7 protein-coding genes are annotated in these 19,267 nt (G+C 31.5%); 2 read left to right on the forward strand and 5 right to left on the reverse strand.

The features are described from left to right. Window positions 1-227: 227 nt before the first annotated feature. From WHD07_RS13390 to WHD07_RS13405, 4 genes are all read right to left on the reverse strand, one after another. Window positions 228-1,148, reverse strand: coding sequence for a YeiH family protein (locus WHD07_RS13390; protein ID WP_343328812.1), 921 nt, complete (start codon window positions 1,146-1,148; stop codon window positions 228-230). A gap of 75 nt (window positions 1,149-1,223) precedes the next feature. Then, entirely contained in the window at window positions 1,224-2,108 is an 885-nt protein-coding gene (locus tag WHD07_RS13395) for a LysR family transcriptional regulator (RefSeq protein ID WP_343328813.1), read from the reverse strand. Window positions 2,109-2,306: 198 nt separating this feature from the next. Next, window positions 2,307-2,471, reverse strand: coding sequence for a hypothetical protein (locus tag WHD07_RS13400; RefSeq protein WP_170062846.1), 165 nt, complete (start codon window positions 2,469-2,471; stop codon window positions 2,307-2,309). A gap of 15 nt (window positions 2,472-2,486) precedes the next feature. Further along, the gene (locus WHD07_RS13405; RefSeq protein WP_343328814.1) at window positions 2,487-6,530 is read right to left on the reverse strand and encodes a T9SS type A sorting domain-containing protein; all 4,044 of its coding nucleotides are present in this window, start codon (window positions 6,528-6,530) and stop codon (window positions 2,487-2,489) included. Window positions 6,531-6,790: 260 nt separating this feature from the next. Between WHD07_RS13405 and WHD07_RS13410 the strand changes: the two genes are divergently transcribed. Beyond that, a complete protein-coding gene (locus WHD07_RS13410) occupies window positions 6,791-8,380 on the forward strand; it encodes a hypothetical protein (RefSeq protein WP_343328815.1) in 1,590 nt (529 codons plus the stop codon). A 371-nt stretch (window positions 8,381-8,751) separates the two neighbouring features. Here the strand turns inward: WHD07_RS13410 and WHD07_RS13415 are convergent, their stop codons facing one another. Beyond that, entirely contained in the window at window positions 8,752-16,506 is a 7,755-nt protein-coding gene (locus tag WHD07_RS13415) for a T9SS type A sorting domain-containing protein (protein WP_343328816.1), read from the reverse strand. A 323-nt stretch (window positions 16,507-16,829) separates the two neighbouring features. On the opposite strand from WHD07_RS13415, the gene WHD07_RS13420 reads away from it, so the two are divergent. Further along, window positions 16,830-19,265, forward strand: coding sequence for a protein-disulfide reductase DsbD family protein (locus tag WHD07_RS13420; protein WP_343328817.1), 2,436 nt, complete (start codon window positions 16,830-16,832; stop codon window positions 19,263-19,265). Window positions 19,266-19,267 lie beyond the last annotated feature (2 nt).

Below are 19,267 nucleotides of genomic sequence, written 5' to 3' on the forward strand. Positions count from 1 at the left end.
AACCTATTGTGTATTTTGATGAAATTCTGTCAATTCGAGTAAGTTTTACGATTGCAATGTGTGAAATTTGTATATAGAATAGGAATTTTAAGTTATTAAATTATTCTTAATACAATTTTTAGTACCTCAAAAATCACTCGAACTGACATTTTTGAGTTAAAGAAGGTCAAAATGTGCAACAGATTATTAAATAAGTAAACAATAATGTATGCTGATGCTATTATTTTCTAATAGGTAATATATATAAGTGAAAAAATAGAGATAAATATCCACAGACTTAAAGCAAGTAGTATGGGTTTTATGCCTGTTGATTTTAAATCTTGTGTAGAAATTGTTGCACCTACTAAAAATAAGGTTACTACTAATATTCTTTTAGAATAGAATACAATTTCATTGGTTAGAGTAGTAGGAATTATGTGATAGCTATTTATAAAAATAGCGAGTATAAAGAGTAATATAAAATACGGAATTTTAATTTTTTCTCCTTTTGTTTTAAACAAAAACATTGATAACATTGACAAGGGGATAATCCAAAGTGTTCTAGATAGTTTAACGGTGGTGGCAATTCTTAGCGCATCATTACCATAACTTAAAGCAGCACCAACAACAGAACTCGTATCGTGTATGGCTATGGCACACCATAAACCGAATTGTTCTTGACTTAAATGTAAAAAATGACCTATTGCAGGAAAAACAAATAAGGCTACAGAATTTAATAAGAAAACTACGCCTAAAGCAACACTTATAGATTTACTGTCTGCTTTTATTACTGGCGCAATGGCAGCAATGGCGCTTCCTCCGCAAATAGAAGTTCCTGAAGTAATTAAATGCCCTAGTTTTTTATCAATTTTAAATAATTTAGTTAATAACAGCCCTAAACTTACTGTTAAGCTAATTGAGAGAAAAGTTAGGCTAAAGGCTTGTTTACTTGTTGTTAATGTTTCTTTAATTAGCATTCCAAAGCCCAAACCTATAACCGCTACTTTTAAAAGGAGGTGAATTGCTTTATAACTTTTTGTTTTAAAGGGGTTTTTAAAAATGATAGCAAATACAAAACCTAGTAATAAAGCTGTAGGGCTATTTATTGATCCAAAGAAAGTGATTATAATAATTAAGAGGAAGATAGTTTTAGGTACTGTAGTTTTCATATCATTACTATTTGTTGATACAAAACTAGGTACTAAGAATAACTATTAAGCAAATTAAATTGTTGTTTGATATAACTAAATGTTATGGTTGTTTAACGTGTACTTTTCAAAGTAATTCATTAAGTTAGATTGATATCCTGTTCTTGATACAAAATAAAACCATCTTTCTATAGATAAATCCTTTACATCAATTATTTTAAGTTTATTATTCATTAAATCATCTGAAATAGCATGAATGGAGATAAAAGCAAAGTTGTCAGAATTTAAAAGATAGTTTTTAATGGCTTCTGTGCTGTTTAAAGTTACAACGGTATTTAGTTTTTTAATTTGATGTTTGTCTAAATGCTCAAATACAATTTCTCTTGTTCCAGAGCCCATTTCTCGCATAATAAATGGCACTTCTTGCAGTGTTTCTAGATTGATAATTCCTTTTTTAAAAGTATTGTTTTTAGTATTGGTAACCAAAACAATTTCATCCTTTACAAACTTATTAAATTGTAGTTTTCGGTTGGTGTTTTTACCTTCTATAATTCCGAAATTTAGTTTTTGGTTTAAGATAAGTTCTTCAATATCATCAGAATTTCCGGCAGTAATTTCGAATTTTGTTTTTGGAAATTGCACTCTAAATTTTGCAATTATTTTTGGCATTATATAATTTGCCAACGTTGTGCTAACACCAAAGTTTATTAAATCTGGATAGGTTTCATTTTTATGCAAAAATTGATTTTCCATTTCGGCATAAATTGCTAAAATTTTATTAGTGTAAATTAAAAAAGCCTTTCCTTCATTTGTTAATTCTATGGAGTTTCTTTTTCTTAAAAATAAGGTGGTTTTATAGGTTTCTTCTAAATTTCGAATAGATTTAGAAATGGCAGGCTGAGAGATAAATAATTGTTCTGCAGCTTTTGTAAAACTTAGATGGTTTGCAACCGTTTTAAAAATAAGAAGTTTTGTTTTCATTAACTATTTTAGGTCTAAAAATAAGCACTAACCAATAATTTTATTGGGTGTTTTAGGGTCTAAAGATACGTGTAATCTTATTTTATAGGATGCTTTTATTGTAGTTTTTACAGGTAAGTTGTTATCAATATTTTTTTTAGAATGGTATGTTGTAAAAAAAACTCGATACTAAATTTAGTATCGAGTTTTAAATTTATTTTAGAAATTTGCTCCGGGAGATTCTGGAACAGAGGAAGCTTGTGCTTTTTGAGGACTTAAGATCATATAAGTACCTAAAGCTGTTAAAGCAGCGTATTTACCATATTTACCTATTTCTTTTAAAGCTTCTTTTCTATCTATTTTTTTATTGTCTTTAATATTCATGATGATGATTAATAGTTAGTTTATAATTATTTTTTTAGAAACCGATTTTCCTTCAGAAGTAACTTTTACAAGATATACTCCTCTAGAAAAACCATTTAAATCTACGGGACTAAATTTGTTAGAAGTTTGGTTTTGATTAAAAATACGTTTACCGTTTATGTCAAATAAATCAATTTTTAGATGACCAGTTGTTCCGTTAATTTGTAATAAATTATTTGTATTATAAATTTCAATTTTTGTTACATCACTTGTAGCAACACTTAATACTTTTGTAGAAAAGTGTGCGTAAAAACGACCAAAACCACTTGTATCACTAGCTAAAGTTAATGTGTAGTTTTTAGTTTCACTTAACTCGTAAGTATTACCGGTTTCTTTGTCTTCTAAAAAGATTTTCATTCCATCAGGTAAATTACTATTTAATGCAGAAAAAGTAATTTTTTCGTTGGCTTTACCTTTTAGATTTAAAGGAATCACTTGGTTTTCATAATCATCACTTGGTATAGATTGAAGTGTATAATCTTTATTAGAAGAGTTGTCTAATAATTTTGTTGTTAAATCAAATTCTGAAGAATTAAAATTGATAATATCTTTTCCAGCATCAAAACCTATTGTTGCTTCTTTAGAAAATATAATGTCTGTATTTACCTTTAATTGTCCATTTGAAATAAATAATTTAACATAAGGTTTTGTTTCAGAACTTTTATTAAAAATAGAGTTCCCTGTAAGTGATGATTTGGCGCCTATATATTGATTATTAAAAGCAACCATTTCATCAGTACCAGAAGCTTTCATTTTTATAAAAAATCCTTGACCAGGAGCTAATACTTTAGCTTCAATAGATTCATCTGAATATGAAACATATTTACCTTGGTTATTGTCCCAAACATACACAGAAGGTGCGTCAGACGCTAGTTTAGAGGTGTTTTCTGTTACAAAATCTCCAGAAGTTCCCTTGTTTGCTGGGTAATAGGCTGTAAAAGGATTACCTACTGCCACCCATTTATCATGCGTAGCATTTACATTTAAAGAGCTTGTTTGTATGGTACCTGTAAAGTTGACTTCCCCATCGGTATTTCTAGATATAGAGTATCCAGCACCTTTTTCAAACTCTACGTCTGTAGCAACGTTTACGTCAAAATATTCCCATTTCTCACCAGTTGCATTTGCGTCATTATATTTAGCAATTGCAAATCTATTTGGATCAGTACCTGTATTTGTGTTTTTTCTGATGTCGTTATCAACTTTTACAGCAAAATCTTTTATGGCTTGTCCTGCAACAGGAGGAGTAACAAGACTCCATTTTGATGCTAATAAACCACCTCTAACATAAGTAATATTACCTGTACTGTTTCCTTTTACAATTAAGGTTCCACTATCCGTTGCATCAGAATAGATATTTACACCACTATTTGCAGAATTAGAATCAAAATTATTTTCAATGGTTAAATCGGCATTTTTTTCAATATATAAAAAACCATTATCGGCAATTTCTACAGATTTTGCAACTGCACCGTTAAAATCTAATGTTACTTCTTCGCCTGCTTTTATAAAAACATCATCTGTAGTTGTAGGTAAAGTTTTACCTTCCCAACTAGTTACGTCTGACCAATATACGTTTTCAGGAGTGGTGTTGTCAAAGTATTTTTGATCATCATATACCCACATTCCTCTACCAAAAGTACCTATATAAACGTTTCCATTATTTTTGCTAACTTTAATGTCAGTAACTATAACGTTTGGTAAACCTGTGCCTAGTTTTTTCCAACTTGTTGTACTATTGTCTGTATAGTATAAGCCTAACTCTGTAGCTACGTATATAGTTTCATTATTTTTATTAGGATCTAAAATAATTTTTTTCATAATGATGTTATCCATATCACCACTAATATTGGTCCAAGTATCACCATTATTTGTACTTTTATAGACTTTATTACCAGCACTGTAACTAGAGGCTGTTGCGTAAACTACGTTTGTATTTGGTACTGCATATACACTGTTTATTTTTACACCAGCAGGACTTGCTATTGTAGTCCAATTAACACCATCGTCTATACTTCTTCTAAGTGTAGACTCATCAGAGATGTTTCCAATTGCAAAGATTCTAATAACCGAATTGTTAAAAGAAACATCTAAAAAAGAAGTTTGTGTTAATCCCGAGTTAAGCGCTGTAAAAGTATCAGAAACTCCGGCATTATATTCAAGGTCAACACTACCTCCTTTATCTGTAGATTTTTTTACATCTCCATGACCTACATAAACAATATTTGCATTTGTTGGGTGCAAAGCGAGAGGTGAAATAAATTCTGCATTTGCTGCATCAGACCTAAGAATTTTGATAGCAGAATCATACCCATTTGCATATCCATTATTAGTTCTATTTAATTGGCCACTTGTACCTCCTAAATATCTAATAGTAGGATCTACAATATCTATAGCTGTTCCTGTTCCATCACCTGCTACAGCGGCAACCCATTGCTGCTTTCCGTCTTTCCATACTTTAGAAAAACCATCATTATCTTGGTTTGCCATCATGTAATCGTCGCCATTTAAACCATGTGTGATGGCAATATTATAGATTTGCGTAATAATTAACCCACTAGAAATGTCTGGAAAATCTTCATCAGAAGTTGGTGAAAAAGATCCCATTCTAAGACCTGCATCATTTCCGTTAATAATATGAGAATCATCGGTAAATAATAAAAAGTGATGATCTGCATGTACATGAATTTGACCACTAGGTAGTGGATTAGAATATGCATTTAAAATAGGAGTAAAATTATCTCCGTTATCTGTAGATTTCCATCCTTGTACACCACCCACCATTAAGTTGTTTGCGTTTGTAGGCGAAATAGCGATACATTGTATGTATCCATCTTGAGAATTAAATGGGGTAGGTGTGCCATTAATATCTGCTGTTACATCTGTAGATTTAATTAAATCTGCAGCATCTTCCGTAAAGGCAAAACGATATTTTTGAAAAGTACCATCTTGATTTATTCCGTAAAAATGATCATTATCTGCGGGTGTTGCAGTAATTCTTAATATTTTTTGATTGTTACCACCTTGATAAACATCATGTAGTTTAAAACTGTTACCACCATTAGTTGAGTAATAAATACCACCATAATAATCTGAAACAACTATTTTATTTCCATCATTTGGGTCAAAAACCATTGATTGGAATTTTTCTTGAAATGGACTAAAAGTATAGCTGACTGGTATATTTGACCAATTAGCTGCACTATCTGTAGATCTTTTAATTTCCTCATTTGTTAAAGCAAAGATAGTTGTAGAAACTATTGCTCCGGCAGGCGTTCTTCCAAAAGAAATATCTCTAATGTATTCGTTTTGAGATAATGAAAAAGTAAGGCCTGTTGGTGCCCAAGTTTCACCGGCATCTGTAGATTTAAATAAACCAATAGAACTAATGTAAGAACTATCTCTATCTCCCGTTGCCATATATAAAATATCTGTATTATTTGGGTCTAATAGGATATCTGTAACTCCCAAACCTGCTAAATGATCTGTTTTTGGAGTCCAAGTAGCACCAGCATCTGTAGTTTTCCATAGTCCACCAGAAGTTGTACCGATATACATTATATCAGAATTTCCTGGGTCTACAACCACAACATCAACTCTACCTGGGCCTGGGTAATCAAAATTACCGTTTTTATTTACAATGGCAGTTGGACCTATTTGTGTCCAAGGTTTTGTTGTAGAAGAAGATCTAGCTTGCGTTTTGGTGTTGTTTTCTAATAAGTTTAAGTATTCTTCTTTATTAACTTGTTTTTGTGGAAAAGTTCCATCTGGGTTTATTCTATCTTTCCAAATCCAAACCCAACGTTCAAATAATTTCTTTTCTTTTTTGTCTAAAATAGTTTCTACACTTTTTGAATGTAATTTTTTATTTATAAATTGTTGCCTAGTCTTTTTTACTATTTCGTAAAAATTACTATTTTCCTTTAGAGCTTCTTTTTTATAATTTATTGTTTGCGCATTTAATTGTGCACAACCAAAAAACAATAATGTAAAATAAACGATGTGTAATAATTTTTTCATGTTCTTTTTATATTGAGAATGTGTTATATACAAATGTATTATTTTTTTAATTTAAATGCTACGGTATAAATAAATAGTGCTACTCATAAACTACTCAAATAATATTTTTCTTTTCCCTGTCTGTCTTTATGGGGTTTTTGTAAAATTAAAAAGTTGTGTTTGTTTTAAACGGGAATGTTATCTGTAATTATAGCTTGTGTTTTATTTAAGCTTTTGTATTTTTGTTTAGAGTGCCTAATATTAATTTCAATATATTTTTTGTGTCAAAATTTTTTCTTTTCTTTTTTAAGTTGTCTATCTTTTTTTTTAGTGTTTTTTTTTATGCACAAGAAGCTAATGAAAAATATTTAAAATTTTTAGATGCTGCTAACACTAGTGTAGATAATTCACCTAAAATAGCAGAGAAATTTTTAGATTCTATTCCTAAACCTTTAGAACATTCTATTAATGGCAGAATTGCAGAATATTATCACCTAAAGGCTGTTTTATGTAGTTACTTAAGTCGTCAGGCAGAAATTTATCATTATAATATACTTTGTTTAAAATATGCTGAAAAAGAAAAAAACTATGATCTTGCTGGGGCAGCAAGTTTGGAGTTGTTTTATAACATGTACATTGTAAAAAAGGACACCACTGCTTTAAATTATTTAAAAAAATCGGAGAAATATTATACTATAGACAATAATAAATTGGGCCTTGTAGATGTTATGCAAATGCAGGCATATATTAAATTTTATAATAAAAAATATGAAGAAAGTAATCTTTTACTTCTTCCTAAATTAGACTATTATAAATCTATAAAAGAAGACTCTTTTTATTATATGTATGCTTTGTTTATGATTACTTCTAATTATATCTATTTAAAAAATGAGGTGAAGGTTAAAAAGTATTATAACGATTTTGAGGCATTAGAAAAAGACACTACAATTTCAGAATTGTTGTATAAGATTCATGATGTTTCGTTAAATATTAGTCTTACCGAAATGTGTTTAAATAATAAACAATTAGATTCAGTTTCTTTTTTTTTAGATAAAGTAGATCGTATGCATAGTGCTATGAATAACTCGGATAAAGAAAATCACTTTAAGAATTATGTTGCCTATTTTGATGCATTGAACGATGAAAAGAGTAAAAATAATTATTTAGATTCTCTTAAGTTTCTTCATGAAAACCTTATCAAAGAAAATATAGACGCTAGCTTTAGTATTAATGAGTCATTTCTTGAGAATACAAAAATTTTAGAAGTTGAAACAGCTAAGAAAAATTTAAATAGAAATTGGATTATATTTTTAACCTGTTTATTGATTGGTGTTATTGTTGTTGTGGTTGTGAAATATAAAAGTGTTAAAAAAATTTTTAAAGATTTTTCTAAACGTACAAATGAGTATTCTTTCCTTCAAAATAACCACGATAAATTAAAGCTAAAAGTTATAGGGTTAGAGAATTATATTGTTGAGTTAAAAAAAGAAATTAAGAATATTTCATCAATTACAAATATTGATGATCAAAAAAGTAGAATTAAAGAGTTACATAAAGAAATTCATCATAGTTCTTCTGTGTTGTTAGATAAAGGTGAAGATCATTTAGATTTAATTAATAATCTTAATGTAGAGTTTTTTAATCAAATATTAACAATTCATCCAGAGTTAAATTCATCTGAAGTGATTATTTGTTACTACCTTTTTATGGGCTTTAAAAACAAGGAAATAGGTGCTTTTATTAATACATCTGTTAGGTCTGTAGAAAGTAAAAGGTATAGAATTACCAATAAATTGGGAATCAAAGAAAAGGGTGTTAAATTGGTAGATTATTTGACTGAGACTTTTAAAGAAACCTCAAATCTTTCATAAAGAATTAAGTACTTAATATCAAATTTAGAATCTTAGTAAGATTCTTTTAAAAACATCAATTTTAATAATTTAAAGAACATCATTTAGACCTATAAATGCTGTAAGATAGTTGTTGAGTGCTTTTATTTAAACTGTTGATGTTGGTTAAGGCTACTAGATAATGAACAAGAATAATATTTGTAATTATTTTAATAAGGTAGAAGTATTTTTATATAAATAACTACAAAGAAAAGGGGTGCAACCGTTGGGATGATTGAAAATTATACAAGAGCTAAAATTTTCTTAAAAAAAAACTCTTACAACCTTTTCTTTATAGTTTTTAATGTAATGTACACCTCGGTTTGTAAAACAAAAGAGATGTACATTATCTGTTACTCAATTACTACTTTCTTATTCATGGTTCCTTTGTCTGTATTCATTTTTACAATGTAGATACCTGTTGGTATTTGTTTTCTGATTTCTAATTGGTACGTTTCTTTTTGTTCTTTGATATTCCAAAGAATTACTTCTTTACCAAGTATATCATATAATTCTACATTGTTTATGTTTACTTCTTGATTTTTAGAGATAACAATGTTGTGGTTTTTATTATCTGCAAAAATACTTGTTTGTTTAGTTAGTATATCATCTTCTAAGCTAAGTGTTGTATCATCAACAGCTACAAAAGCTAAAACAAATCGGTCTGTATATGTACCTGTTTTTAATTGATAACTAGCACTTGCATTATTAATTTTTTGTGTTCTTCCTGTAAGTTTGTCTTTTATAAATACGTCTTGATTGATATTACTAATTTCATCAATAACAATAGTGACAACACTATTTTTACTTACCACAATTTCTAAAGGAACTTCTAAATCGTCAGAGATTTCTTGTACACCTGCAATAACATAATTATTGTCATCGTTTGAAAATTTCCAATAGAAATCTGTAGGATTTACATCATACATTTCAGAATCATAACCTTTTTCATAAGCAAAAGAGTTTGTTTTACTAAAAGAAACTCCAATTTGTCTATGTAGACTGCTCCCTATTGTGTTAGAGTAGTTCATGCCTAGTTTTAAAACAGGTAGTTCAGAATTAGATGATTTCTTCTCAGAGGCTTTCTTGTTACTTCTTAAAAAGATAGATTTGCCGTCTCCTTCTGTTTTGTATTCTCTTTGACTGTTGTTAAAATTAATTTTACCCGTGTTGTGTCCTACAACAAAGAATCCTTGTGCAATTGCAATATAAGGTTCAGGAGTTTTGTATTTATCAGCATATTCATCGCTACCAGTGTTTGGTGCACAAGCAATTTTACCGTCTTGATCTTTTAATATTATTTTATCTATAAAAATAGGGTTTAAAGAATTAGAGCTAGAAGTTAATGTAATATCACTTCCTGGTTCTATACACATAGCAAATTTTATCTCTTGGTAAGATGTTAATATCCCGTTGAGTGTACTTGGAAAGGTAAATTCACCTCTTTCAATATTATTGATTTTAACTTTTAGTTTTTTACTACCAATGGCTCTATATATTATTCTTAAAGAATCTACACCACTTGGAACGTTAGAATACGTTATGTGGTCATTTAGATTTAAAGAAACTTCATATTTACCAGTACCTAGTCCTATTGGGAATGTAATACCCGTTGTTTCACTCGCATTTTCGGCTTCTAGGGTGCTGTTTACAGGTTCGTTTTTACCATAATTTGCAGCAGTGGCCATTGATGTGTTTTGTGTTGCATAACCACCAATATATCCATTATAATTGTGTCCAGCTGTTCCATTAGCGTTAACTTCGGCTACATGTTGCCAAAAATAAAGTGTTGAAATAGTGCTATCATTATCATCAATAAATTTTCTAGCATTTAAAGCAGATGGAAAAGGGTTTCCAATTAAATACGATTGTCCTTCATTTATTTCGTAGCTAGTACTAAAGTTACCATCATTAGGCGTACCTACAAATGTATAGTTTTGGTTTCTACCAGGTCCTTTAAATATATATCCATCACCTCTATTGATAGCTCCATTTTTATATTTATGTGACCAGTTAGACCTTCCATTACTTGCTGCAGCGTATGTGTATATCCAGTAGTCGGCTACTGAAATGTTAGTTCCTGTAAAAGAACCATCATAACCAGAAACAAATTTAATTGCTTTAGGGTTGTCTAAATCGGTACCATCTCTAAGAACAGATTCGAGTGAATAAGTAGACTTGCCAACAGATGTAACTGGTGAACTCATATAGTTGTAACGATATGTGCTAGGTACTTCTGAGTTTTGATCTACCAATAATTGACCGTTTCCTGTAACTGTACTTGTATTAGCATGTGTTTGTATCAATTGAGCTAAAGCACCTTTTAAACGAATATCTCCATCTAATTCGATACCGTTGGTAACTACTAATAATTGATCTGTTACAGTTAATTTATTAGTTGTTGCTACTTTTAGTTTTCTAGCACTTAATCTATTGTCTGTATGCGTATAATTTTCATCAATTACTACATAACGAGATCTATCTGGAAAACCATTATCCCAAGTACCATCTGTATTGGTAGTTGTTTTTTTAATTCGGTGTAACCCTAGCAAAGTATTTGCTTGCATATCAGAAGTTGTTATTTCTGAAATTAATGGATCTTGAGAATGTCTTTTAGTGCTGCTATCTTTTATATCATATCCAGATTGATAAGTTGCTATTGCATCATCTATAAAGGTAACCCACTTGGTTGCATCGAAGTTTTTATTTGGTGTTGTAGCCTCATCAATTCTAACCACAGAAGTGTTGTTTGCAATTTTAGAAGCAACATCGTATCTGTTAGGCCAAGCATAAACTCCCGTAACAGATGATAGTGTAATAACGTTATTTACATTATCGAAATCTGTTAACTGATTGTCTTCTATAATTGTTGCAGTTCCTAAATGAGTAATTTTATTTTTGTTATTTTTAAATAAAATAGATTCACCTGCTTTCAATTCAGAATCTACAAGACCTTCTGCATCTGGATTTACATTTGTTAGAGCTTCTATTTCAGCAATCGTTTTATTTTTGTAAAGTTCTACATTAATAGTGTTTGCAGGAATTGTTGAATCTCCTATATTGGTAATTTCTATCCATCTTTCTGTGCCAAATTGATATACTTGGGTAATCATTGCGTTTGCAGCGGTAGGTATATCTCTATAATCAAGATTACCAGTTGCAGGGTTGTCAGGATCGAAGTCATTATCAGTATCTCCAAAAGAGTTTTTTAATGATAATAAATCTTCTACTGTTTTATTACTGTTTAAACCATCATTTACAGTAAAACCGTTATTAGAATTATCAAGATTATCATCGAAAGCATCATTTAAACCATCACCGTCAGTATCTTTTAATTTACCAGCATTCATTTGAAGAGTATCTTGTGGGTCTCCATTTTCAGCAATATCAGGAATGCCATCATTGTCAGCATCTGTGTCTAAATAGTCTGGTAGATAATTAGCTCCTGTATCACCATCGGTGTTCTCTGGTATTAAGCCAATAATTGCACCTGATTCGTAAGTATCATCTACACCATTATGGTTGTTATCTATGATTCCGTTTCCTATACCAGATGGTTTTTTGTAACCAGCTGTTGTTTGTCCTTCGATATTATCAGGAATACCATCATCATCAGCATCAATGTCTAAAAAGTTAGGTTTTCCATCGCTATCAGTATCTCCTTTTGTGTAAGAGTTAGGGTTACCATCATTATCCGTATCTAGTCCTGTAGTAACTAAAGGTGTATTTTGAACATTATCATCAAACCCATCATAATTGATGTCTTTTGTTAATGTACCATTTGTAGCGATAGCATCTACTTTACCATCTCTATTAGCATCTTCGCCTCCAGCTTCAATAATGTCTACAATACCATCGTTGTCTGAATCTAAATCTAGATAATTAGGAATACCGTCTTTATCGCTATCTCCAGTATCATAAGAGTTTGGTTTTCCATCGTTATTAGTATCTGTACCCGTAACTACCAATGCATTGTCCTTATTGTTAGAGGTACCAGCAACTGTACCGTCTACAGCGTCATCAAAACCGTCGTTATCGGTATCGTTAGATAATTTTCCTTTACTTGTAATGTTATCTACCATTCCGTTTCCGTCTGTGTCTATTCCGCCAGCTTCAATTAAATCAGGAATACCATCGTTGTCTGCATCTAGGTCTAGGTTATCTAGTATGCCATCATTGTCTGTATCTCCATTAAGGTAGGTGTTTGGTCTACCATTATTGTTTGTATCAGATCCTGTAATTATTAAGGCTTTTGCTTGATTATTTGTGCCGTTAACATTACCGTCTACCGCATCATCAAAACCGTCTTTATCTACGTCGTTTCTTAGTTTTCCATTATTTCTAATAGTATCTACTAACCCATTTCCATCCGTGTCAATACCACCAGCTTCTACTAAATCTGGAATACCATCATTATCTGAATCTAGATCTATGTGATTAGGAATGCTATCACCGTCTGTGTCTCCAGTAGTATATGAGTCTGGTTTACCATCGTTGTTTTCGTCCGTACTTCCAGTAATAATTAAAGCATTGTCTTTGTTATTAGGTGTACCAAGTTGGCCAACATCGCCATCAACAAGATCGTCAAAACCATCATTATCTGTATCGTTTTTGAGAGAACCATCAAGGTTGATGTTGTCTACTTTACCGTCTCCGTTGGTATCTGTACCACCCGCTTCTACGATATCTGGAATACCATCATTGTCTGAATCTAAATCTCGAGTATCAGGAATGCCGTCTCCGTCTGAATCTGGGTTTGTAATGGCATTTCCATTAGTACCACCTGATACATTAGTGTCGTAACGATCATCTAAACCGTCTTTATCTTTGTCGTTTACTAATGTACCATTGGTGTTGATGTCATCTACTTTTCCGTTTCCATCACTATCAATACCACCTGCTTCTACAATATCTGGAATACCATCGTTGTCTGAGTCTAAATCGAAGTGATTTGGAACACCATCACCGTCATTATCATATACATCTGGAATACCATTGCCATCAGCATCTGTATAGTTTGTAGTACTGCCATCTCCATCTCCATCGTCATGAGTGTCTAAATAGTTAGGAATACCATCACCATCTTCATCTCCTTCTGCTAAGTTTCCTCCGTTTTCAACAGTATCTGGTATACCATCATTATCATCATCTAAATCGATGCTGTCTGCAATACCATCTTTATCATTGTCTCTAATATCTCTATAATCAAGATTTCCTGTAGCTGGGTTGCTAGGGTTGAAGTCATTATCTTCATCTCCAAAAGAGTTTTCTAAAGTAGTTAAGTTTGTAACTCTCTTATCTGGACTTACACCGTCATTTACTGTAAATCCAGTATTAGGGTTGTCTGTGTTGTCGTCAAAAGCATCATCTAAACCATCACCATCCGTGTCTGTTGATGAAAGACTATTTTGTGGGTCTCCATTTTCAGTAATATCAAGAATGCCATCATTGTCTGAGTCTGGGTCTAAGTAATCTGGTATTTTATCACCATCAGTATCTACAGGAGTAAAAACTTTTCCACCTGCTTCATAACGGTCATCTATACCATTGTTGTTATCATCTTTCATTGCTGTACCAACGCCACTAGGAGCAATATAGTCTGCCGTAGTTTGTACTTCTATGTTGTCTGGAATACCGTCATTATCTGCATCTATATCTATGTAATCTGGTATTCCATCATTATCTGTAGATGTTAGTGAGCTACCAGTGTCTGCAGTATTTGGAATTCCGTTTGTAGATGGAGTATTACCTACTGATCCGTCAGCCATTCCATCATGATTATTATCTATACCACCAGTTTCTATAACGTCTGGAATACCATCGTTATCTGAGTCTAAATCTAAACTGTTAGGAATACCATCACCATCTGAATCGGTATTACATAATTGTCTTACTATAATGTCATCTATAGCTAAATCATTACCATATACTGCTTTTGTGTTATTTCTAATAGTAACGGTAATGTTACTGCTGTTTAAGGTGGTTAAAGGAGCAATTGTTTTATAATATTTCCAAGCGGTACTACTACCTGCTTTTTCACGAACAATATTTCCTGTGTTTACCGGAGGTCCTAAAAGTGCTCCGTTTTGCCAAAGTTCTATTTGTATGTTAGGTAAAACTCTTTGAGGATCATCATTAATTGCATTATCTACATCTAAATTTAGTACCCAAAAAGACACATCTAATAGAGCTCCTGCTGTAACTCCTGTAATTGTTTTTTGATAAATAATATCAAGTGTTTCACCTGCATTTACCATTAGCATATTATCTCTAGTAGGAGTAAGGCTACCGCTAGTGTGGTCTCCCACAGTTTGCCATTTTACATTAGCCCAACTTGCTGATGCAGGTATGTTGTTAAAAACAGCGTAAAAGTCATCTTGTAAATCGCGAGTAGTATTGTTGCTACGTGGATTTTTTTGCTCTAAATAGGTGTAATTTGTAGAGACACCTGAAGGTAAAGGGGTACTTGTGGTGGCGTTACCTATGCCAAAGTCTTCTATAAGTAAAGGAGTACCACTATTACCACAAATGTTTTCATCAACATCTAAAATACCATCATTGTCATCATCTAAATCACAAATATCACTAATTCCATCTCCATCAGTGTCTAAATTACCTGAAGAAATGGCATCACAACGGTTACCTACAGTAATGTCTTCGTCATGTGAGCTACCATCATAGTTTGTGATAACAGTATCGTTTGGAGTTGAAACAGAAGCTGTAGCTGCATTGTGATAGGTGCCTAAAGGTTCATTTTCAGAAACAGTTACATCAAAAATAATAGTTACACTTCCTTTTCCATCAATATTAAAAGTTCCCCAATTAAGTGTTGTATCTCCTTTAGATGGAGTTGTTGTGGATGTTTGTGTTGCCTTATTTAAAACTAAGTTTGCTGTAGTTGCATAGGTAAAGCCAGAAGGTAATATATCTTGAGCCGTAATTCCTTTTAAATCTACATTAGTTGTATTTGTTAAGGTAATTTCATAGGTACCGTTTTCACCTATATTTACATTAGGAGTAGTGGTTTTTTTAGTTACTACTAATCCTCCGGTAGGTATTTTTAGTACAATTAAATCTAACATTATAAGGTCTTGCCAAGAACCTGCCTTTAAAGTTAACTTGTCAGTATTTGGTGTAAAATTACTATTTACAACGTCAATATCCCAAGCTCCATAAGGATCTCCTGTGTTGGCATTATTACCAGGAGCTGGATTTGAAACACCACCTGAATTTGCAAAATCAATAGGAAAGTTAGCAAAAGCATTATCTGAAACACTAATAGTTTCCCCAGAAATGGCAGCGTCTCCTTGTAAAGTAGCTACAGATATACTTCCTGCCACATCTCCCGAATATACTTTATAGCCAGTAACAGGGACATCGATAGTTCCGTAAACAAAGCCTTTTAAACCATCATATACATATACCTGATTGATACCACTTTCGTCTGTTGGAGATTTATATACCACAAGCATTTGCCATGCTCTTACATTTTCCTGAGAATACGCGCAGGCTTCTCTTAGAGCTCTATAGTCATTTGTTAATTGTACATCTGCGGTGTAGGTTCCGGTAGGGGTTGGTTGTGCTAAAACCTCTGTTGTGATGTCTGCTATATAACCTTCGTACTTTGGGAGGAGACCGCTAAATGGTACAGTTTCTCTATAGCCTTTGTCTTTATAAATGGTTTTTGTAACTCCATTAGGAAAAGTGATAGGAATAGATGTTTTTAAAGGAGCATAATTTGTTATGCCATTTCTATCGTGTTTTACAAGTGCAAACCACTGTACATATACTGCTTGTATTTCAGCATCTGCAGGTAAAACTAAGTTAGCGCTTGTAGGGGCACCATCACTTTTAGAACATTGAGATGTTACACCACTATTTCTATTATATTTAATTTCACTATTTCCTATCTGTTTATAGGTTAGGTTTGCGCCAGAGAATTTCTTGTAGAAGCTAATGTTGTCATTATTGTCTACAGGTACTTGTGCATTTGTAATAAATGAGGATGTAAATAGCAGTGTTACAAGAAGTAAGGTTCTGTTTGTTTTGTTTTTTAATAGGCGTTGAATTTCCCCAAATTCACATACCTGAAAAGTAGTTTTTTCCATGGTTTCTTTTTTGAAAATGTTTTTGGGGGAAGCGATAAATGTTTAAGGGGGGTGTTAAGATGAATCCTCTTAACGGATGCAAATATACAAATAATTTGTATCAAACAATAAAAAAGAAAAAAAAACACATTTATTTTTAGTGAATTTTAAACTGTGTTTTTTTTTATTTGTTGTTTGAATTATAGGTGTAAGAAATGCTACTCTTTTGTTAAAATCTACTTTCGTTAAACTTAGTATTCTCTAATTATTTATCTTTGATAAGTGAAAGAAATTAAAGTAGGTTAGTATCCTTTTAATCAGCCCTTTTATTATTATTTTAATTTATGAAGAATATATTTATTTTTTTATTTCTAACATTTAGTTTAGGAATATTCTCTCAAATAGAAGATCCTGTAAAATGGTCTACGTCTGTAAAAAAAGTTTCTGATACAGAGTTTATTTTAATTTCAGAAGCTAGTATAGAAAAAGGATGGCATTTGTACTCACAAGATGTTCCGGATGATGGACCAATACCAACAACATTTACCTATGATGTGTCCAAAGGAGGTTTTTCTTTAGATGGAAATACAATAGAAGAAGAAGGTCATACAATAGACGATCCTATTTTTGGTATGAGGATTAAGTTCTTTGAAAATTCAGCTGTTTTTAAACAAAAAATTAAAACAACTTCTGATGCTAGTACAATTAACGGTGTTGTAGAATTTATGGTGTGTGATGATTCTAAATGTTTAGCACCAACAGAAATTGATTTGGTATTTAATATACCTGAAAAAGTAAATAATACGTTCGGTAATCAAAATGAAATATTAAGTCCGGTTAAATGGAAAACATCTATAGAAAAAATTTCTAAAAATGAATACGACTTAATTATAAATGCCGAATTATTAGAAGATTGGCATTTGTATTCTCAATATACGGAAGACGGAGGTTCATTACCAATTATCATTACAAAAGCGGATAAAAATAACGATTATCAATTAGTAGGTAAAGCAATAGAAAGTGCTACTGTTAAAAAATTTAGTGAAATTTTTAAAGTAGAAGAAACTTTTTTTGAGAAAAAAGGAGTTTTAAAACAAAGAATAAAATTAAATAAAGAATTGTCTTCGGTTACTTTAAATTTAACCGGACAAGTTTGTAAAGAAGCGTGCATACAAATTGATGAGAATTTTACGTTTTCTTTAAATGGGGAGAAAGTAAATTCGGTAGCTAAATCAAAAATAGATAATGCGGTTACAAATAGTCTTCTCTATGGTATAAATACAGACGATTTAACGTTTTCAACCATAAAATGTGATAGTGAAGTAAGTAGTAGTTCAAACCAAATACAACAAGGAGGTAAAACTTTATGGAGTATTTTTGGACTCGGTTTTTTAGGTGGATTGTTAGCTTTATTAACGCCTTGTGTTTTTCCGATGATTCCTTTAACCGTTAGTTTTTTTACAAAGAAAAACGGACAAAATAAAAGCGGTGGCGTTTCTAAAGCATTGCTATACGGTTTCTTTATTTTTGCAGTTTACATTATTTTAAGCATTCCTTTTCATTTGTTAGATTCTGTAAATCCAGATATTTTAAATGAAATCTCTACCAACATCTGGTTAAACATTATTTTCTTTGTCATTTTTGTGTTTTTTGCTTTTTCTTTCTTCGGATATTATGAGTTAACACTTCCTGCAAGTTGGACAAATAAAACCACACAAGGAGAAAGTTCTGGTGGTATTATCGGAATCTTTTTTATGGCATTAACCTTAGCTATTGTTTCTTTTTCTTGTACAGGACCTATTTTAGGATCTTTATTAGCGGGTTCTTTAACTGCAGATGGTGGTGCATGGCAATTAACAGCAGGTATGGCAGGTTTTGGAGTTTCTTTAGGATTGCCTTTTGCTCTTTTTGCAATGTTTCCTAATATGATGAATGCCTTGCCAAAATCTGGCGGATGGTTAAATACAACCAAAGTAATTTTAGGATTTTTAGAGTTGGCTTTAGCTTTTAAATTTTTATCGAATGCAGATTTAGTAGCGCATTGGAATCTTTTAAAAATAGAACCTTTTTTAGCACTGTGGATTGTGATTTTTACAGGTTTGGCACTCTTTTTACTAGGGAAACTAAAGTTTCCACATGATTCTCCTATTAAAAAATTATCTTTTCCTAGAATTGCAGGAGGTGTTTTAGTGATAGCCTTTGTAATTTATTTAGCCTCTGGTTTTATGGTGAATAAAGAAACAAAAACCTATACACCTTTAACATTATTAAGTGGTTTGGCTCCACCAGTTGGGTATAGTTTTTTATATCCAAATGATTGTCCTAATAATTTAGATTGTTTTAAAGATTTAAAAACAGGAATTGAATTTGCTAAAAAAGTAAATAAACCAATTATTTTAGATTTTACAGGATATGCTTGTGTAAATTGTAGAAAAATGGAAGAGCATGTTTGGCCTGATACGAAAATTGATAACTATTTAAGAAATGAGTATGTTTTAATATCACTTTATGTAGATGATAAAAAGGCATTGCCAAAAGAAGAACAAATTTTAGTAAACCGTATTAACGGCGGAACTAGAAGGCTTGATAATTACGGTCATAAATGGGCTAACTTTCAAACGCAGTTTTTTAAAACAAATTCGCAACCTTATTATGTTTTATTAAATTCTGATGGAACAAAAATATTAAATCAAGCAGTTGGTTATACGCCAGATAAAGAGGATTATGCACAGTTTTTAGAATGTGGGTTAGAAGTTTTTAAAACGAGTAATAAAGAATAAAA

This window comes from Polaribacter staleyi (assembly GCF_038024045.1).
Lineage (GTDB): Bacteria > Bacteroidota > Bacteroidia > Flavobacteriales > Flavobacteriaceae > Polaribacter > Polaribacter butkevichii.